This is a genomic window from Methylicorpusculum sp., from assembly GCF_030651835.1.
In the GTDB taxonomy this organism is placed as follows: Bacteria; Pseudomonadota; Gammaproteobacteria; order Methylococcales; family Methylomonadaceae; genus Methylicorpusculum.
Genome location: NZ_JAUSBX010000011.1, coordinates 58,116 through 75,594, shown reverse-complemented (window position 1 = coordinate 75,594; position 17,479 = coordinate 58,116). Strand labels below are relative to the sequence as shown.

Here is a 17,479-nt window from a genome sequence, read left to right as displayed (position 1 = left end):
CTCTATCTCGGACGACAATGGTCATTAATTCGTGCCATAATTAGCAATTTTCGAACCATAAGAATGAATTCTTACTGTTGAAGTGTGATAATCATGGCTAAAAGAAAACCGGATTTTGGCTCAGGGAAGCATGCAGCGAGCGCTCAAAAACAGGGGCAGGCGAGTGTGGTTTCTATTATTGGGTTTGCTTAGAATGAAAATCAATGGATTAGAATTGAGAGAGCGGGCAAAAACAGTCATAGATATCGAGCTGGCTGCTATAGCCGCACTATCGGAGCGCATCGACGAAGATTTTGAAGCGGCGTGCCGGTTGATGTTTGACTGCCGTGGGAGGGTGGTTGTTACCGGCATGGGTAAATCAGGTCATATCGGCGGTAAAATTGCCGCGACTTTGGCAAGTACCGGGACGCCCGCTTTTTTTGTGCATCCCGGAGAGGCCAGTCATGGCGATCTGGGGATGATTACCCGTCAGGATGTCGTGCTGGCTTTGTCAAATTCGGGAGAAACCGGCGAAGTGTTGACAATATTGCCTTTAATCAAACGCATTGGCGTGCCTCTGATAGCGATGACCGGGAATCCTGACTCGACACTGGCCAGGTTTGCCTCCCGGCATATTAATGTCAGTGTGGCCAAGGAAGCCTGCTCATTGGGTTTGGCGCCTACTTCCAGTACTACTGCGGCGTTGGTAATGGGTGATGCACTGGCTGTTGCCCTGCTTGAGGCGCGAGGTTTTACCCGTGATGATTTTGCAATGTCTCATCCGGGCGGTAGCTTGGGCAAGCGCTTGCTGATTTTGGTCAGTGATCTGATGCATACGGGCGCAGATATGCCTATAGTTAGTGAAAGCGCATTGGTAAAAGTGGCATTGATTGAGATGACCAACAAAAAATTAGGGATGACCGTTGTTGTCGATGACCACCAAAAAGTGGCAGGTGTGTTTACTGATGGCGATTTGCGAAGAATGCTGGAGAAGAATATTGATCTTAATACTACGCTTATCGGTCAGGTCATGACCCGGCAATGTGCTGTGATCGGTTCAGATCGTTTGGCGGCTGAAGCCATGCAGATCATGGAGTCCAAAAAAATAAACGGGCTGATTGTTGTTGATGATAAACGTTGCGCAATAGGCGCTCTAAATATGCATGACCTGATTCATGCAGGGATCGTATGATGGATATAAATTCGATTGATCCAGCGATAGTGGACAAGGCAAAAAAATTAAAGTTACTTATCTTGGATGTGGATGGCGTGCTGACTGATGGCCGACTTTTTTTTGATAATTTTGGCAAAGAGTATAAATGTTTTCATGCGCGGGACGGTCACGGCATTAAACTTTTAAGGCAATCAGGTGTGGAAGTAGCCGTCATTTCAGGACGTAAATCAAATTCCGTAGAACTGCGCATGAGAAGTCTGGGCATTCAATTTGTCTACCAGGGGCATGAGCATAAGCTCGCCGCTTTTCAGGAAATGTTGCAGGCACTTAATATCGAACCGGAACAAACGGCTCATGTCGGAGATGATGTACTGGATTTGCCAGTCATGCTGCGCGCCGGATTGGCTGTCGCAGTTCAGGATGCGCATTTTGCAGTGAAACAGCGCGCAGATTGGTGCACCAGTATGCAGGGCGGGCAAGGCGCGGTAAGGGAAGTGTGTGATCTGATCATGTTGGCTCAAGGCACTTTTGATTTGGCGCTCCAACCGTATCTTTAAATCATGTCTGGAAACTATAAGATCTATGTTTATGCAGCCGCTTTTGCATTAATCAGTTGGTGGCTGTTATTGCTCAATGAAACCGAGCAAGCAAGCCTATTGTCCGGGGCAGGCGTTCACAGTCCGGATTATTTTAGCAACGGCTATACCAAATGGGAAATGGGCACTAACGGTCAATTAAAAAATAAATTAATAGCTGACGAGATGAAGCATTATAGCGACGATGGCACTATCCATTTAACAAAACCGGTAATGACGTTGATAAACAAAACGACTCCGCCATGGGTCATTGAGTCTGAGACGGCCAAAGTGTCCGGTGATGGGAAGCTGATTTTTCTAAATGGTAAAGCCGTTGTTAAGAGAGAGGGCGCTCAAGGGGGCAGGCCAATGAAAATTAACAGCTCCAATTTACGAGTCAAGCCTGAAGAAAGCTATGCAGAAACAGATGAGTGGGCTGAATTACTCAGTCCGCCCAATAGAACAGAAGGTGTCGGAATGCAGCTCAATTATGGCGACCCCATTCGTGTCAAATTGTTTGCAAAGGTGCGAGGGAAGTATGAATTTAAGAAAAAATAAAGGGTTATTTTGGGGCATTTGGATCGCAATGGCGATTTACAGTCCGATCGGTTACTCACTGAAAAGTGATGCAGAGCAGCCGGTTTATATCGATTCAAATGCCGCAAGCTATGACAATAACACCGAAATCAGCACCTACACGGGTAATGTCATTTCGACTCAAGGCAGTCTTGAGGTTAAATCAGATAAATTGGTGGTTTACTTTAAGAACGGGAATGTCGATAAACTGGTTGCAACCGGAAATCCTGCTCGATTCAAACAGCAGCCCGATAATGGCGGCGAAATAACGGGTAAGGCGTTAACCGGAGAATATTACCCGGAGCAATCGTTGTTGATTTTGATAAACGAAGCGGTTGTCTGGCAGGATGGAAATACCTATGCCAGTGACATAATCCGCTATGACAGTAAAAATGCTATTGTCAAAGCCGGTGAGCAATCGTCTGATTCGAAACGTGTGCGAGTCATCTTGAAACCGAAAGGACAATAAAAAACATGACGAAACTCGCGGCAACTGCGCTGATTAAAAACTACAATAAACGAAATGTCGTTAACGGTGTCACGCTCGATGTGAATACGGGCGAGATCGTGGGCTTGCTGGGTCCTAATGGGGCCGGTAAAACGACCAGTTTTTACATGCTGGTTGGCTTGATAAAAGCCGATGCCGGTGAAATAACACTGAATGATCAAGTGATTACCCATTTTCCCATGCACGTCAGAGCACAGATGGGTTTGGGTTATTTGCCTCAGGAGCCATCGGTGTTCCGTAAATTAAGCGTTGCCGACAATTTGCGTGCAGTCCTCCAGATTCGAGGCGACTTAAGTAACGGCCAGATAGAACTGACCATAGAGGAGTTGTTGCAGGAATTTCATGTCGAGCATTTGCGTCACCAGATTGCTCTGGGACTATCGGGTGGTGAACGCAGGCGAGTAGAAATAGCTCGAGCATTAGCGACGGAACCCCAGTTTATTTTGCTTGATGAGCCTTTTGCCGGGGTGGATCCCATTTCTGTAGAAGATATCAAACAGATTATCGTACATCTTAAAGAACGGGGAATAGGGGTCGTGATTACTGAACATAATGTCAGAGAAACTCTGGGAATATGTGACCGCGCCTATATTTTGAATGATGGCAAGGTTATCGCCGAGGGTGATGCAAAAGCTATTGTAAATAATGCGGAAGTTCGCAAGGTCTATCTGGGTGAAAACTTTAGCCTTTAGGAACGTGATTCAGTTGGCTTTTGCTATTGGCGCACACTGTTTCGGTCTATGGAGGATAATGAAACAGGAGAAAGCCTGGCTATGTTTCCACTTACTAAATACTAAAGACAGGCATCAATACGGTTTAGTTTTGGACGTTATACAACTCACGACACACAAGTCATACTTTATTTAACGGCAATTAGCTCATGAAACAGTCTCTACAAATTCGATTGGGTCAGCAGCTGACGATGACCCCTCAGCTGCAACAAGCCATCAAGCTTCTGCAACTTTCCACTCTGGATTTACAACAGGAAATTCAACAAGCGCTAGAATCAAACATGATGCTTGAAGTTGAGGAAGATCATCCTCTGGACATCAATGACAGCCAGTTAGAGAAAAAAACCGAAAAATATGATGAAATAACTGCGGAAGGTTCCCAAACCGATATTCCCGATGAGTTGCCCACTGACTCGAACTGGGAAGATGTTTTTGATAACTCGCAAACATCCAACAGCAGTTCTTCCGAGAACGTTGAATTTGAAAGTCAACGCAGCAAGTCGGTTTCTTTGCAGGATCATTTGCTCTGGCAACTGGAACTGACGCCGTTTTCAGATAGAGATCGAGCTATTGCCACCACGATCATCGATTCGGTCAATGCAGATGGCTACCTCATCAGTTCAATTGATGATATTTTTCAGGGTTTACAGGCCCAGTTGGATGAGTTGGAGTTTGATGAGGTAAAAGCCGTATTGCACCGGCTGCAAAATTTTGATCCACCTGGCGTCATTGCCGCTGATTTGCAGGATTGTCTGCGCTTGCAATTGTTACAGCTGCCTGATGATACGCAATACAAGGCAGAGGCTTTGGTCCTGGTAACGCGCTATTTGGATTTGCTGGCAACGCATGATAGGGTAAAGCTGCTGCGGCGTTTAGGTGTCAGCGAGCAGCATTTGGCGGGTGTTATCGCGCTGATCCGAACCTTGGACCCAAGACCGGGTGCGCAAATAAGTGAAGGTGATTCCGAATACATTATTCCCGATGTATACGTGGTTAAGGTGGGCGGAGTCTGGACAGTCAATCTGAATCCTGAAATTGCGCCTAAATTGCGGGTTAATCCTTTTTATTCCGGCATGATAAAAAGGGCCGACAACAGCGTCGACAATAGCCGTATGAAAGATCATTTGCAGGAGGCGCGATGGTTTATTAAAAGCTTAACCAGTCGGAATGAAACACTGTTGAGAGTGGCGCGCTGTATTGTTGATAAACAGCAGGATTTTCTTGAGCATGGTTCAATTTCTATGAGGCCGATGGTGCTTAGGGATGTTGCTGAAGAATTGGAGCTTCATGAGTCAACCATTTCGCGGGTTACGACGCAAAAGTACATGCATACCCCCAATGGTATCGTTGAATTCAAGTACTTTTTTTCCAGTCATGTTTCCACCACCGGAGGGGGGGAGTGTTCCTCCACAGCGATTAGAGCGCTCATTAAAGAGCTTGTGGATAATGAAAATCAAGCAAAACCGCTCAGTGATAGTAAAATAGCCGACTTATTACAAGAAAAAGGCATCAATGTCGCAAGAAGGACGATTGCCAAATACCGTGAAGCAATGAATGTTGCTTCATCTAGCCAGAGAAAGCGTACCTTATAACGCAACAATTACAACTAAAGGAGTTTATTCCATGCAAATCAGTGTAACAGGCCACCATATCGAAGTAACTGAGTCCATGAGAGATTACGTTGAAACTAAATTTGAAAAATTAGAAAGGCATTTTGATAATGTCACCGACGTACACGTTATTTTGACCGTTGAAAAACTGAATCAAAAAGCCGAAGCCACTGTACAAATTAGCGGAGCCAAAATCTTTGCTGAAGATACACAAGAAGATATGTATGCGTCGATCGATAATCTGGTCGACAAATTGGATCGACAAATTTTGAAACACAAAGAAAAAATCAGTAATCATCGTTAATTTGTTCCTCAAAATTAGGCACAGACAAAATCATGAAGCACTGACTTATTGATTTTGAGAACCAACGGCAGCTTTTGCCGTTGGTTAACGTTGCAAGAACAGCGTTTACATTTCAGCAACACGCTTAAATTCCTCCCAACTGACTAGCCGTTATCGAATATTTTCCATTATGAGACTTTTAATTGTCAGCGGACTCTCCGGATCAGGAAAAAGTATCGCCTTAGCGACTCTGGAAGATTGTGGCTATTATTGCATCGATAATTTACCCATGAGTTTACTTGAGGGCTTTATTAATCAAGTAATGCTCGCCGATCCAAAAACGTATAACAAAACAGCGATAGGCATTGACGCCAGAAATCAAAGCGAGAATTTAGTCAATTTTGCGGACAGCCTGAATCTGATTCGCGCAAAAGGTATCGATTGCGAAGTCCTGTATATGCAGGCCGAGGAAGCAACGTTATTAAAACGTTACAGTGAAACCCGGCGCAGACATCCTTTAACCAACAATAATGTGCCGTTAAGAGAAGCGCTGGGTATTGAAAAGGAAATTCTCAAGCCGTTGGCCAGAATCGCCGATTTGGTCATTGATACCAGTCGAACGCACTATCATCAGCTTCGTGATCTGATCAGGGATCAGGTAGGCGAGAGAAATGTCAGGCATATCTCTATCCAGTTTCAATCGTTCGGATTCAAACACGGCGTGCCTTTGGATGCTGATTTTATGTTTGATGCCAGAGCGCTTCCCAATCCGTATTGGGTGCCCGAATTGCGCGGGTTTACCGGTAAAGATGAACTGATAATTGAGTTTCTTGAAAGAGAGTCGCAGGTTCGTGAGTTTTTTGAAGATATTACCCACTTCCTGGATCGTTGGGTGCCCCGTTTCGAAGCCGAAGGCCGCAGTTATTTAACGGTTGCGATAGGTTGTACCGGTGGGCAGCATCGTTCAGTTTATTTAGCAGAAGCGTTAGCCCAGCATTTTTCACAACAATCGCTGAAAGTGATTGTCCGTCATCGCGAACTGCGTTGAGAGCTTTTGATCACATTAGATTTAAAGCATGAATGCTCTTGACTGACGCAGGCCAACTTGTGTTTTTTAAGCCACAAACGGCGAAATCCGTTTCGCTCATCTGTTAGTCAATCCGGTTTAAACCAGTGAAATATTTTCGATGCGGCCGTTGACCATTTCGATAATAATTTTTTCTTCTCTCGCTAACCAGCCGATTGCGCGTTGAATATCGTTTTTACTCAATCCGGTTTCGTTAGTAATTTTATTGACAGTTGCAGTGCCGTTATCCTCAAGGAATTTCCACACTTTCCCGGCAGTTTGACCAATTGTTTCAACCATTTTTATCACCTTTAAGTTATTTAGAAGATTTGTTGTGTTCGTCAGGCAAGACAATATTCAGTTCCAAGACTTCCTGGTCTTCATCTTGTTCAAAGTTAATCGAAATAGCATCCTGTTCTACATTGATATATTTTCGCACGACTTCCAGTAACTCTTTTTGTAACTGAGGGAGATAGGAGGGCTGGGTTCTTGATGAACGCTCATGTGCAACCAATATTTGCAACCTTTCCTTGGCCAAGGAAGCAGTGCCTCTTTTTGTGGTTCTAAAATAGTCCAGTAAGCTCATCATTTACTCCTGAATAGCTTCCCAAAAATACCCTTTTTTTCCTCGTCGATAAAACGGTGCGGCCTGTCCTCGCCTAAATAGCGGGCAACAATGTCTTCATAAGCTTGACCTGCATCGCTTTTATCGTCAAGAATCACCGGAATGCCTGAGTTTGAGGCATTAAGAACTGATTTTGATTCGGGTATGACGCCTAATAAATGTAATGACAAAATTTCCTGCACATCTTCCACACTCAGCATTTCACCCAATTTAACGCGTTCAGGTGAGTAGCGGGTTAAAAGCAGATATTCTTTGATGGGTTCTTCATTATTTTCGGCTCTTTTGGACTTGCTGGCCATAATGCCTAACATTCGGTCAGAGTCACGCACAGACGAAACTTCGGGATTGGTAACCACAAACGCATCATCGGCAAAATACATGGCCAGGTGCGCGCCTTTTTCTATGCCTGCAGGCGAATCGCAGACGATATATTTAAAATCTTTTGAGAGTTCTTCCAGGACCCGACCAACGCCTTCTACAGTCAGCGCGTCTTTATCTCGGGTTTGAGAGGCAGGGAGGATATACAACTGATTACAGCGTTTATCTTTGATGAGCGCCTGATTTAGCGAAGCTTCCCCATTGATGACATTGACGAAATCATAAACGACGCGACGTTCACAACCCAGGATTAAATCAAGGTTCCGCAAGCCCACATCAAAATCAATGACGGCTGTCTTATGCCCTTTTTTGGCAAGCCCCATAGCGATGGCGGCACTGGTTGTGGTTTTGCCCACACCGCCTTTACCAGATGTTACGACGATAATTCTAGCCAACTGTTTGTCCTCCAACGAGACAGTAAAATTATAAAGCTTTAATGATTAAAGCGAGTTCATTCAAATAGATTTGGACGGGCTTGTTTCGAACCGATGAATCAAGGTCCTCGCTTATCTTATAGTTTCCAGCAATCGAGATAAGCTCCGCTTGTAAGTCGGAGCAGAAAATCCGGGCTTCAGTGTCGCCTTGAACGCCCGCCAAGGCTCTGCCTCGCAACGTGTTGTAAACGTGAATATTGCCCTCCGCCATGATTTCAGCACCGGCACTGACCTGTGCCAGCACGATCAAATCTCCATGTGAGTAAATACGCTGTCCTGAGCGAACAGGTTGTGTTATCACGCGGGTTACTGTTGCCTCAGCTTCATTCTTGACCGGTTCCGGTTCAGGCTCGGGTTCCAATGGCAATTTTTGAACCGGCTTGGCTTGGGGCGAAGCCGTGGCGCTCTGGGCCGACATTTTAGGGATGCCTAATTTTAAAGCAGCTTGGTTTTGCTCTTGCGTGCCGCCGCGAATCCCGATGGGTAACAAATCCTGTTTTCTTAATTGGGCTATAACGTCAGTTAAATCCAAGTTCAGGTCAAGTTTGTTAAGTTCCTGCAAGTCAATAATTAATGGGGAATAGCGGAAAAAATCCGGAGCCTGCTTGATTTTTAACAGCAATTGTTGCTCGATGACAGATAAATCGTTTGTGCCTAACACTAACACCGGCACAGAGAGAGAACTGCTTTTGAATTCAAGATCGGGTCTATGATAAGGGTGGATTTGAGACTCTTTCGACATTTTCTCTCTGTTAAATCAGGGATTTTGGCAAATTTTAACACTGCTTTTAAAAAAAAGCATTTTCAAGGAAGAATAAACCTCGCATTTTCAAGTCAATAGGGGCAGATTGAATTGAAATACCGAGAAAAGTGAGAAAAAAATGAAACGTAATTCAGTAAATTTCCTGAAAATAAATTTGCTTGGAATCTCCTTTGAAAATGCCGAAAGTGACTCTCGCTTTTGGATTTTCGTTTTCCTTTCCTTGCCAGCTAAACTTGAGCCAGTCTGCAACCTCAGCGGTTAAATCCAGTGAGCCTGTTTTTTTCGGGGCTTTTAAATGCAGATTAAATGAACCATTTACAAGTTGATCTGCTTCACCAAAGTTAGTTGTTGCCTGTCCACTGACCGAGCAATAAAAGTTGCCGCTCGTTTTAGTGCTATCCCAGATGCAGGTATCTTGTGGCGATAACGAACCATCTTTCTGGCCGGTGATCGTCAACTCGGCGGTTGAACATTGATCATCGGTGGTAACACTAAAGTTAGCGTCGCTATAAAATTGAACCGTCATGCCAACGGGCAAGGTTAACCGTTCCGATCCATGCGCATTTGATATTGCCAGCCTTCCGTAACGAAATTGGTTGTCATAACCTGTTGTGATGTCACTATCATCAAAGCCGATGTTTTTTAAGACAAAGGGATTGTCAGCATAGGCCACATTGTCGCTATCTTTGATGTCTACTGAAAAAGTCAGCTGTCCGTCAAAAGGCTCAACCGGAGTGTTTCGAGTGAATTTCAGACCGTGATTGTTTTCTGGATCACCCACCGAAATGCTGATTTGTCCGGTGCCGCGAGCGGTTTGCGTGATGTCGGGTAACGGTAAAGTACTGACTACGCTCACTTCACCCTGAGATGCTGTCCAAATTTGTTCGCCAAAGGTTTCTCCATTTGCCGGCATGCGCCATAAAACACCGTCATAGTTTAGGGTTATGTCGCCGGTGCTGTTTTTGGCGGTAACGGTCAGTTCCGGTGCAGTGCCAAAGCCAAAAGGCTGGCCGATATAACTAAAGCGGTTGCAGGCGGGTTTAAATGACGGCGTATTTGCGCTGACGGTAAAGTGATCCGGCACAAAGCGGCCTACGGTAATCTTGGCTGAGCTGATTCTGCGCTCGTCAGTTGACGATCCGTCTGAAGCATCAATTTCTGCAAAACTGTCATCGATAAGAACGGCTTCAATCACACCGGCTTCACTGTAGGTAGCGGTGTTTGAACTGAGGGTTCCTTGCTTCGCTGAGATTATTCCGGTTGAAAGTTGTCCTAGCTTGCAGTCAACGTTAGGGAGGATGCAGCGCGAGATCTTCAATAGGGGCATGCCCGAATAACCAGTGGTGACTGATCCTTTAGAATTATTAGCCGTCGCCTGGATTGAAAAGGGTTGACCGGCTTTATGAGTTGGATCTGCCGATGCCGTACCTGAGTTTAATTTTCGGCTATTGCCCGGTGTCAACCAATCCTGATCGGTTATGGACAGCGAAAAAGTTGCCGGACGAATGGCAAATGCATCGGCTGAACACGCCGTCGTTGTCGGCTTTGATGCCGGATAGTTGATACGCAATTTAACCTGACGCCAGGCATTAAGTTCAGTGATGGAGATCCGTTTTTTACCTTGGTCGGGTTCAGTAAAGTTAATGACTTGCGGTGTGCCGATGACTGTGTGGTTAGCGCAGGTTCCTGATTCGGAATTGACCAGTTCCAGAGACACGTCGCCGGTAAATGAGGTCAAAACGCTGGAAGTGGCATCATCGAGTGCAGCCAGATCCAAACTAAAAGAATCACCGGCAATTTTGGTTTTGATGGGGCTGGTAAAAGCGTTGCCGCTGACTTCAATTGCATTAAACCGGGTAGGTATTACAACGGGCTTGGGAATAAAAAATTTGATGGCCGAGTTATTGACTGGAAATTGGGTGCTGATTACATCGTAATCGGTCGAATTAATTTGCCAGCCGATTTGTGCCGGTTCTGATGTGGCGGCTGGTTTTGATAGGCCGTATTGATAAATGAAATCACCATTTTCTTGAAGTATAAGTTGTAAATTATATTCTCCGGAAGCTTTGGAGGCGGCTGTCCATTCCGGAACTTTATTCCAGGTAACGACAAAGCGGCGATTCGGCGCTGAACCCAGGGAGGCATAGCTGATAAAGCAACTACTGCGATTTGGGCTATTGCACGAGGTGTCGTAGCCTTTTACTTCTTGAGAGGATGTTGGATCAAGATCGTTTCCGTAAATCCGCATCGTATAATTAAGACCCACATCGGGGTAGGGTAGCTGCGTAACAGGGCTGCCGAAGCCGCAGGTGGTATTGTTAAATTGCAAACGGCCGTTGCTCATGATCCGCGCGGATGTAAATGACTTGTCTCCATACGTAAAAGTGAAACCCAATGGAATAGCGCTGGTAATGGAATCGTCTATAACCGGGGGAACAGTGCCGCAACCGGCATTGTTAATGAATGAATACAATGGCGAATAAATGCCCCCTTTCGTAGGCCCCAGCTTAATGTGTCTGGTTTCGTCTATCCAACTGATTGGCGTGGGAGTGTTGCTGTATGTTGCTGCTGATAATTGATAACCGGGATAAATCAGCCCAATCGCAAAAACAATAAGCCAGGTAAATTTTGTGCTCATGTAAGCCGGCTATTTTTGACAGGCAGGACAAATATGCGTGCCTTCAGGCGTGACTTGCCAGCCGTTTTTAAGTGCGCTGCCAACATCCCCTTCAAACCAGGCGCGGCCATCGGAAATTCTGCGTCCGTTACGTTCGTCTATGCGAGTGGACCGGCGAAACTCGATTGATCGCAAGCCTTGAGGATTGCAGATGTCACAAAAAATAAATTTGCGTATGCTCATGTCAGTCGCAGTTGTCGATATTGATACGGAAGAATTATTTAAACTCAGTTGAATTAGGCTGAGAGTGTTCTACTATTGGTTCTGAAGTATAGGCAATTTAATCGCCGTTAGAGGTTTAATTCAATTTACAGGTGTCAATGTGAGTATTAATCATCAAAAAGGGTTCACTCTAATAGAGTTGGTGCTGGTTATCGTTATTTTGGGTATTTTGGCTGCAACGGCACTGCCCAAATTTGCCGATATGCAGCGTGATGCCAGAGAATCTGCGCTTAAAGCCGCATTGGGGGCAGTCAATTCAGCCATTGCGATTGCGCATTCGCAGGCATTGTTGAAAGCTCAAACCGCTAAGGAAGGTAAAATTGAACTGGAAGGTCAGTCAATTGCCATGGTTTATGGCTATCCGGCAGCGACAGCAGACGGTATTCAAGCAGCTATCTCTTTAACAGGTGATTTAACATTTATTAAAGACGGTGTTCTTATTGGCTTTACCTCAGGTCCTGCATCAAACGACAAATGCAATGTCATCTATACCGCGGCGAGCATAGCGAAAGATACGACGGCAGTTACACCCGCATCGGCATCATTAGCAGACGGCTTGGATTGTTCTTGATTCTGTCTGTAAATCATAGGTATGGTTGACGTTGACAGTGCCTGCCATAGAGTCAATTAGCCGGAAGCCGGCGGCTGTTTCGCTCAAGGTATCCGGATCTTGTGAATTATCGGCTAAATTATCCTTTCAAGCAGGCTTCTCGCTGGTTGAACTCATAATGACGCTGGTTATTATGAGCATACTGTCTTTGAATGTAATCCCTCGTTTTTTTCAGTTGAATGAATACCAGGAGAAGGCTTTTTTTGACGATACCCTTGGAGCATTTCGTTACGCACAGAAATTGGCCATTGCCACGGCTTGCAATGTGCAAGTCAGTATCGCCAACAATCAGTACGCACTGCATAGGCCTGATGCAGGCGATAGAAGTCAATGCCGTTCGACTGATTCATCCCATTTCACGCAGACTGTTTTTCATCCGGGCAGTAGTGGGCAAAGCTATACCGGCATTCAACCCGGTATTACTATCACTGATGCCGTTATTTATTTCAATGCGTTGGGTCAGGCCTCAAACAGTATCGAGATAAAATTAGGCCGGAAAAAAATGACAATCGTCTCCGATACCGGTTTTGTTTATGACAGTTCATCCTGAAGCCCAAACCGGTGTCACGTTGATCGAATTGATTCTATCTATGGTGATTATCAGCATTGCCATAACAGGCTTGTTCAGCGCCATGACTTTTACCATCCGTCATAGTAGCGATCCGATGGTGCAGCATCAGGCAATTGCTGTTGCTGAAGCCTATCTTGAAGAAATCATCTTGCAGGCTTATGCCGATCCTGACGGCAATGAAGCTGGAGAAACCCGCTCAACCTTCGATGATGTCGATGACTACAATGGACTCACCGATAACGGTGTACAAAATCGGCAGGGACAGGACGATGCCAACTTGTCTCGCTATACCGTTTCCGTCTCCGTTTCTGCTCCAATAACCCTGGTCGATGGTGTCTCGGCAAAAAGAATCAAGGTGACCGTGGCATCAACCGGGGCCGACTCGATTGAATTAATAGGCTATCGGATGGCTTTTTGACGATGCGTAAAACTCAAGGCTTTACCTTGGTTGAACTGATCCTGGTGATGGTCATCATCGGTATTCTGGTGGCGGTAAGCGGCGATGTCATTACAAAACCGGTCAAAGCTTATTTGACTATGGAAAACCGTGCTTCACTGACCGACAATGCCGAACTGGCCTTGCGAAGAATGCAAAGGGATATCCGCAGAGCCTTACCGAACAGTATCAGGATTTCAAACGATGGCCTTACGCTGGAAATGCTGCATACCCTGGACGGCGGTCGTTACCGGGATAGGCCTGACATATCGGCAACATCCGGAGCGGGACTGTGTGCTGAAAACCCGGCGGATGACGTTTTGGATTTTACCGGCGTCGATGATTGTTTTGAGGTAATGAATGAGTTGAATCAATTCAACCCTCAAGCCACGTCGGGGCAAAGTCTCGTTATTTATAATCTGGGTTACGGGGAAGGCGATGCCTATACGGGAAGTAATCGAACCACAGTTCAAAATTCCGGCAAGTCAGGGATTATCAAGTTTGATCTGCTGATTTTTCCCTTGCGCTCGCCCCAACAGCGCTTTTTTATTGTCGATACGCCAATCCAGTATCGCTGCGATCTCAAAAGCGGGCAATTGCTCAGGTACTCCGGGTATCCGATCAATGCAACACTGCTGAGTCCACCTAAAAAAACAACAGGGAATCAGCTATCCAATCAGGTCCGTCATTGCCGGTTTAGCTATGCTGAAGCTTCGGCGACCCGTTCGGGACTCGTTTCGTTGAGCCTGACGCTGGGAAAGCATTCCGATGAAGCAATCCAGTTAGTGCAACAAATTCATGTTGATAATGTGCCATGAAAAGGCAAACAGGATTTTCCCTGGTCATGGCCGTTTTTATCCTGGTGGTGCTGGGCTTACTGGCAGGTTATATGGCGAGGATGTCCAGTGTCCAGCATGCCACGGTCTTGCATGCCTTACAGAGTGCTCGAGCCTATCAAGCTGCTCGCGCCGGACTGGGCTGGTCGGTGGCCCGCTTGCTCAACAGCGGTGACTGCAAAGCGATTATCGCCCAGTCGCCTTTATCTTTCGAAGAGATGCCGGGATTTACCGTCAGCATCCGCTGCAGCAGTCGCAGTTTTAGTGAGGGAGAGACCAAACCTGTCGTGTATCAGCTAAATGCGCTCAGTGAATACGGGAGCTATCAAAGTCCTGATTATGCCGCACGGGAATTGGCCGTATCTATTGTGATGGGCGAATGATTCTAAAAAATCAGTTGAGCAGCTTAGATCAGCCCTGCACGAAGGAACTCAGACAGTCGCCTTGAATTTTTGGTGGAAGCCGAAGTATGCTGGTTTCTATGCAATCTCGCGTCAATGCATGGCACTGGAAAGATTCCACATCGGCAAGAATATGCCTAAGGCCAGGACCAGCACCATCATACCGATAATCACGATAAGAATCGGTTCAATCGAGGTAGCCAGATTTTTCAACTCGGCATCGATTTCCAATTCATAAAAATCGGCCACTTCGACAAGCATGTCGCTGATATTGCCGGTTTCCTCGCCCACCATGATCATCTGCAGTACCAGACTGGGAAAGAGCTGAGTGCTTCTGGCCATCCGGCTGATGGAGTCGCCTTTTTCAATGCCGATGCGCATCTTGGCTAATTTGGAGCCCACATAGGTGTTGCCGATCGCATCCGATACCATCATGATGCCCTGGATTAAAGGCACACCTGAATGCAGAATCATGGCAAAAGACCGTGAGAAGCGTTCCATCGTCGCTCGCTCTACAATGCTGCCGATGATCGGAATGCGCAAAAGCATTCTATCCCAGAGCAGTCTTCCAGACGGCGTGTTGATGAAACTGGTCACAAGCCAGAATAGGCCGATCAGGCCAACGCCAATATGCGGCCAATAGGCAACGGAGTAATCGGAAATAGTGATAAGCAATTCAGTTTGCCAGGGTAAGTCAGAATGTGCTTTTTCAAATACACTTTTAAAAGACGGTATTACATAAATATTGACCATCATTAAAGCAATACCGATTGCCGATAAAACCATCGATGGATAGCGGAATGCGGATTTGATGCGTGATTGGGTTTCTTTTTCCCGTTCAAGATAATATGCCAGTTGAGCAAAAGCCTGATCCAGTCCGCCCGTGGTTTCACCGACATTAATAATACTGACATACAGTGGCGAGAAAATCTTGCCTTGTTGCATCATGGCCTGACTCAGCGATGAGCCGGACTCAAGCCGCTTCGAAATATTTTTAAGCGCTTCAGTCAGCGCTTTGTTGCGGGTCGATTCGGAAAGGCTACGCAAGGACCTTATCAGCGGGACGCCTGCTTTGGTCAGGCTATACATTTGACGGCTGAACAAAATCAGATCGGTCAAATTCAGACTTCTAAGTGCTTGCCAACGATAAAATTGCTCCATGACATCGGTATTAATCAGCGTGGGCTGGATGGAAATCGGGATTAATCCTCGGTTGGCCAACATTTGAGCGGCTATTTGAGGGGTGTCGGCATCGATTACGCCTTCAAGTAGCTGACCGGACGGGTTGCGGGTTTTATATTTGAAGTGTGCCATGTCAATCCAACTCGCCTGCGATACGCAGTACTTCGGATAAGGACGTCAGTCCCTGTATTGCGTACTCGAGGGCACAATGCGAGAAGCGTTTGAAGCCGGGCGTTTCGAGCGCATCGCGAGTGAATGCAGCGGAATCGTTTCTCCGCAAGGCATCCAGGGTCAACGCATTGAGTTCCAGTAGTTCATAAACGCCAATGCGGCCTTTATAACCGGTATTATTGCAATGAGGGCAGCCGCTTCCTTGTTTAAAGCCGATCTTGGGAAAGTTCATTCGGTCTAGCCAAATCTGTTGGCCGGGTTCCGGTGTCGACGGTTCAGCGCAATGCTCGCAGATTCTTCTGACCAACCGTTGCGCCATAATGACGCGCAAGGAGCTGGCGAGTATGTAGCCTTCCACGCCCATATCCATCAAGCGTGTCGCTGTTTCTAGCGCGCCGTTGGTGTGCAGCGTAGAGAATACCAAATGACCGGTAATCGAGGCGCGAATGGCTATATCAGCAGTTTCGGTGTCCCGCATTTCACCCACTAAAATGATGTCGGGGTCTTGCCTGAGTGCCGAACGCAGGATGCCTGCAAATGTCAGTCCGACTTTGGCATTGACCTGGGTTTGATTGATACGGGGGAGGCTGTATTCAATCGGATCCTCTGCGGTAATGATTTTGGTGTGCGGATCATTGATTTCATTAAGTGCCGCATAAAGCGTGGTTGTTTTACCGCTGCCGGTAGGGCCGGTCACCAGAATCAGTCCATGCGGACTTTTAATATGTCGTCTAAAGGTATTGAGTATGCCGGCAGGAATGCCCAGCGTATCTAGGCTTAACAAACCCTGAGAATGGTCTAGCAGGCGCATGACGATGGATTCACCGTGTTGTATCGGCAAAGTTGATAATCTGACATCAAGGGTGCGTCCTTTGACTCTGACATTGAACCGTCCGTCCTGGGGCAAACGCTTTTCAGAGATATTAAGCCCGGCCATCAACTTGAGCCTTACCGCTACTGCCGGAGCAATGCTGATTTCATTGAGTATTTGTTCAATCAGAACGCCATCAACTCGCTGTCTTATCCGCAAAACGCTTTCGTCGGGTTCGATATGGATATCCGAAGCATTGGCTTTGACGGCATCTTCAAATAATGATTGCAGTAATTTGACTACCGGCGCATCGGTGACTTCATTGCTTGCAAGCAAATGACCCAAATCCACATCATTGGCGCTGATTTCTTCCTGAAGTTGCTCGGCCAGATTGGAGATTTCATCGGTGTGACGGTACGACTGATCGATTGCAGTCAATAAATCCGATTCTTTGACGACGGCAACGCGAATGGATTTTTGCAGGATACGGGATAGTTCATCCAGGCCCAATAGATCGGTAGGGTCTGCCATTGCCAGCAACACATCGTTGTCATTGTCCTCCAGCAGCATGACCCGGAAACGACGCGCCAGACTTTCGGGCAACTGTTTGACGACTTCGGCTTTGCGGGGGTATTGAGAAATATTTAAAAACGGAATTTGCAGTTGTCGTGACAGGAAATTGAGCAATTCGATTTCTTTAATAAAATTCAAATCGATGAGCGTCCGGCCAATTTTCCGGCCGGTTTTTTTCTGCTCGGCCAGTGCGGTCAATAATTGTTCATGGCTGATGATCCGGTTCTGGACCAGTAAATCACCAATACGGATTTTTTTTTTCAGATCCATAGAATCACTATCCGGAG

The 17,479-nt window shown here is 46.3% G+C and carries 21 protein-coding genes; 13 read left to right on the top strand and 8 right to left on the bottom strand.

What is annotated here, in order from left to right; genetic code table 11:
- Positions 1-193 precede the first annotated feature (193 nt).
- The 8 genes from Q7V32_RS01470 to rapZ all read left to right on the top strand — a co-directional run bounded on the left by Q7V32_RS01470 (position 194) and on the right by rapZ (position 6,484).
- Entirely contained in the window at positions 194-1,171 is a 978-nt protein-coding gene (locus Q7V32_RS01470) for a KpsF/GutQ family sugar-phosphate isomerase (RefSeq protein WP_304895268.1), read from the top strand.
- The gene (gene kdsC / locus Q7V32_RS01465; RefSeq protein ID WP_370691397.1) at positions 1,168-1,710 is read left to right on the top strand and encodes a 3-deoxy-manno-octulosonate-8-phosphatase KdsC; all 543 of its coding nucleotides are present in this window, start codon (positions 1,168-1,170) and stop codon (positions 1,708-1,710) included. The genes Q7V32_RS01470 and kdsC overlap by 4 nt, the downstream gene beginning before the upstream one ends.
- Positions 1,711-1,713: 3 nt before the next feature.
- On the top strand, positions 1,714-2,286 hold the full coding sequence (gene lptC, locus Q7V32_RS01460) for an LPS export ABC transporter periplasmic protein LptC (RefSeq protein ID WP_304895216.1): 573 nt from the start codon (positions 1,714-1,716) through the stop codon (positions 2,284-2,286).
- Positions 2,267-2,773, top strand: a complete 507-nt coding sequence (gene lptA / locus Q7V32_RS01455; RefSeq protein ID WP_304895215.1) for a lipopolysaccharide transport periplasmic protein LptA — start codon at positions 2,267-2,269, stop codon at positions 2,771-2,773. Before lptC ends, lptA begins: the two co-directional genes overlap by 20 nt.
- A gap of 5 nt (positions 2,774-2,778) precedes the next feature.
- Entirely contained in the window at positions 2,779-3,504 is a 726-nt protein-coding gene (gene lptB / locus Q7V32_RS01450) for an LPS export ABC transporter ATP-binding protein (RefSeq protein ID WP_304895214.1), read from the top strand.
- Positions 3,505-3,692: 188 nt separating this feature from the next.
- On the top strand, positions 3,693-5,135 hold the full coding sequence (locus Q7V32_RS01445) for an RNA polymerase factor sigma-54 (RefSeq protein ID WP_304895213.1): 1,443 nt from the start codon (positions 3,693-3,695) through the stop codon (positions 5,133-5,135).
- A gap of 31 nt (positions 5,136-5,166) precedes the next feature.
- Positions 5,167-5,457, top strand: a complete 291-nt coding sequence (gene hpf, locus Q7V32_RS01440; protein ID WP_159658705.1) for a ribosome hibernation-promoting factor, HPF/YfiA family — start codon at positions 5,167-5,169, stop codon at positions 5,455-5,457.
- Positions 5,458-5,626: 169 nt separating this feature from the next.
- Complete coding sequence (gene rapZ / locus Q7V32_RS01435; RefSeq protein WP_304895212.1) at positions 5,627-6,484, top strand: RNase adapter RapZ; 858 nt, start codon at positions 5,627-5,629, stop codon at positions 6,482-6,484.
- 117 nt (positions 6,485-6,601) lie between these two features.
- Here the strand turns inward: rapZ and Q7V32_RS01430 are convergent, their stop codons facing one another.
- From Q7V32_RS01430 to Q7V32_RS01405, 6 genes are all read right to left on the bottom strand, one after another.
- On the bottom strand, positions 6,602-6,802 hold the full coding sequence (locus Q7V32_RS01430; protein ID WP_159658703.1) for a winged helix-turn-helix domain-containing protein: 201 nt from the start codon (positions 6,800-6,802) through the stop codon (positions 6,602-6,604).
- 16 nt (positions 6,803-6,818) lie between these two features.
- A complete protein-coding gene (gene minE / locus Q7V32_RS01425; RefSeq protein ID WP_159658755.1) occupies positions 6,819-7,088 on the bottom strand; it encodes a cell division topological specificity factor MinE in 270 nt (89 codons plus the stop codon).
- Complete coding sequence (minD, locus tag Q7V32_RS01420; RefSeq protein WP_304895211.1) at positions 7,088-7,900, bottom strand: septum site-determining protein MinD; 813 nt, start codon at positions 7,898-7,900, stop codon at positions 7,088-7,090. Before minD ends, minE begins: the two co-directional genes overlap by 1 nt.
- 28 nt (positions 7,901-7,928) lie before the next feature.
- Positions 7,929-8,681, bottom strand: coding sequence for a septum site-determining protein MinC (minC, locus tag Q7V32_RS01415; RefSeq protein WP_304895210.1), 753 nt, complete (start codon positions 8,679-8,681; stop codon positions 7,929-7,931).
- 151 nt (positions 8,682-8,832) lie between these two features.
- Entirely contained in the window at positions 8,833-11,340 is a 2,508-nt protein-coding gene (locus Q7V32_RS01410; protein ID WP_304895209.1) for a DUF6701 domain-containing protein, read from the bottom strand.
- 9 nt (positions 11,341-11,349) lie between these two features.
- Positions 11,350-11,562, bottom strand: coding sequence for a hypothetical protein (locus Q7V32_RS01405; protein WP_304895208.1), 213 nt, complete (start codon positions 11,560-11,562; stop codon positions 11,350-11,352).
- A gap of 139 nt (positions 11,563-11,701) precedes the next feature.
- Here Q7V32_RS01405 and Q7V32_RS01400 point away from each other — a divergent pair, with 139 nt between their 5' ends.
- Genes Q7V32_RS01400 through Q7V32_RS01380 form a run of 5 tightly spaced genes read left to right on the top strand, consistent with a single transcriptional unit; the run spans position 11,702 to position 14,437 of the window.
- A complete protein-coding gene (locus tag Q7V32_RS01400) occupies positions 11,702-12,172 on the top strand; it encodes a type II secretion system protein (protein ID WP_304895207.1) in 471 nt (156 codons plus the stop codon).
- Positions 12,173-12,209: 37 nt separating this feature from the next.
- Positions 12,210-12,761, top strand: coding sequence for a Tfp pilus assembly protein FimT/FimU (locus Q7V32_RS01395; RefSeq protein ID WP_370691399.1), 552 nt, complete (start codon positions 12,210-12,212; stop codon positions 12,759-12,761).
- Complete coding sequence (locus tag Q7V32_RS01390) at positions 12,745-13,200, top strand: prepilin-type N-terminal cleavage/methylation domain-containing protein (protein WP_304895205.1); 456 nt, start codon at positions 12,745-12,747, stop codon at positions 13,198-13,200. Before Q7V32_RS01395 ends, Q7V32_RS01390 begins: the two co-directional genes overlap by 17 nt.
- A 2-nt stretch (positions 13,201-13,202) precedes the next feature.
- Positions 13,203-14,036: a PilW family protein gene (locus tag Q7V32_RS01385; RefSeq protein WP_304895204.1), complete on the top strand. Its 834-nt coding sequence runs from the start codon at positions 13,203-13,205 to the stop codon at positions 14,034-14,036.
- On the top strand, positions 14,033-14,437 hold the full coding sequence (locus Q7V32_RS01380; RefSeq protein ID WP_304895203.1) for a hypothetical protein: 405 nt from the start codon (positions 14,033-14,035) through the stop codon (positions 14,435-14,437). The genes Q7V32_RS01385 and Q7V32_RS01380 overlap by 4 nt, the downstream gene beginning before the upstream one ends.
- Before the next feature lie 111 nt (positions 14,438-14,548).
- Here the strand turns inward: Q7V32_RS01380 and Q7V32_RS01375 are convergent, their stop codons facing one another.
- A complete protein-coding gene (locus Q7V32_RS01375) occupies positions 14,549-15,769 on the bottom strand; it encodes a type II secretion system F family protein (protein ID WP_304895202.1) in 1,221 nt (406 codons plus the stop codon).
- Between the two features lies 1 nt (position 15,770).
- A complete protein-coding gene (locus Q7V32_RS01370) occupies positions 15,771-17,462 on the bottom strand; it encodes a GspE/PulE family protein (protein ID WP_304895201.1) in 1,692 nt (563 codons plus the stop codon).
- Between the last annotated feature and the right edge of the window lie 17 nt (positions 17,463-17,479).

Excerpts from the sequence above, each read along its gene's own strand:
- Q7V32_RS01470 (WP_304895268.1), top strand. The coding sequence starts at position 194 with ATGAAAATCAATGGATTAGAATTGAGAGAGCGGGCAAAAACAGTCATA.
- kdsC (WP_370691397.1), top strand. The coding sequence starts at position 1,168 with ATGATGGATATAAATTCGATTGATCCAGCGATAGTGGACAAGGCAAAA.
- lptC (WP_304895216.1), top strand. The coding sequence starts at position 1,714 with ATGTCTGGAAACTATAAGATCTATGTTTATGCAGCCGCTTTTGCATTA.
- lptA (WP_304895215.1), top strand. The coding sequence starts at position 2,267 with ATGAATTTAAGAAAAAATAAAGGGTTATTTTGGGGCATTTGGATCGCA.
- lptB (WP_304895214.1), top strand. The coding sequence starts at position 2,779 with ATGACGAAACTCGCGGCAACTGCGCTGATTAAAAACTACAATAAACGA.
- Q7V32_RS01445 (WP_304895213.1), top strand. The coding sequence starts at position 3,693 with ATGAAACAGTCTCTACAAATTCGATTGGGTCAGCAGCTGACGATGACC.
- hpf (WP_159658705.1), top strand. The coding sequence starts at position 5,167 with ATGCAAATCAGTGTAACAGGCCACCATATCGAAGTAACTGAGTCCATG.
- rapZ (WP_304895212.1), top strand. The coding sequence starts at position 5,627 with ATGAGACTTTTAATTGTCAGCGGACTCTCCGGATCAGGAAAAAGTATC.
- Q7V32_RS01430 (WP_159658703.1), bottom strand. The coding sequence starts at position 6,802 with ATGGTTGAAACAATTGGTCAAACTGCCGGGAAAGTGTGGAAATTCCTT.
- minE (WP_159658755.1), bottom strand. The coding sequence starts at position 7,088 with ATGAGCTTACTGGACTATTTTAGAACCACAAAAAGAGGCACTGCTTCC.
- minC (WP_304895210.1), bottom strand. The coding sequence starts at position 8,681 with ATGTCGAAAGAGTCTCAAATCCACCCTTATCATAGACCCGATCTTGAA.
- Q7V32_RS01410 (WP_304895209.1), bottom strand. The coding sequence starts at position 11,340 with ATGAGCACAAAATTTACCTGGCTTATTGTTTTTGCGATTGGGCTGATT.
- Q7V32_RS01405 (WP_304895208.1), bottom strand. The coding sequence starts at position 11,562 with ATGAGCATACGCAAATTTATTTTTTGTGACATCTGCAATCCTCAAGGC.
- Q7V32_RS01390 (WP_304895205.1), top strand. The coding sequence starts at position 12,745 with ATGACAGTTCATCCTGAAGCCCAAACCGGTGTCACGTTGATCGAATTG.
- Q7V32_RS01385 (WP_304895204.1), top strand. The coding sequence starts at position 13,203 with ATGCGTAAAACTCAAGGCTTTACCTTGGTTGAACTGATCCTGGTGATG.
- Q7V32_RS01380 (WP_304895203.1), top strand. The coding sequence starts at position 14,033 with ATGAAAAGGCAAACAGGATTTTCCCTGGTCATGGCCGTTTTTATCCTG.
- Q7V32_RS01375 (WP_304895202.1), bottom strand. The coding sequence starts at position 15,769 with ATGGCACACTTCAAATATAAAACCCGCAACCCGTCCGGTCAGCTACTT.
- Q7V32_RS01370 (WP_304895201.1), bottom strand. The coding sequence starts at position 17,462 with ATGGATCTGAAAAAAAAAATCCGTATTGGTGATTTACTGGTCCAGAAC.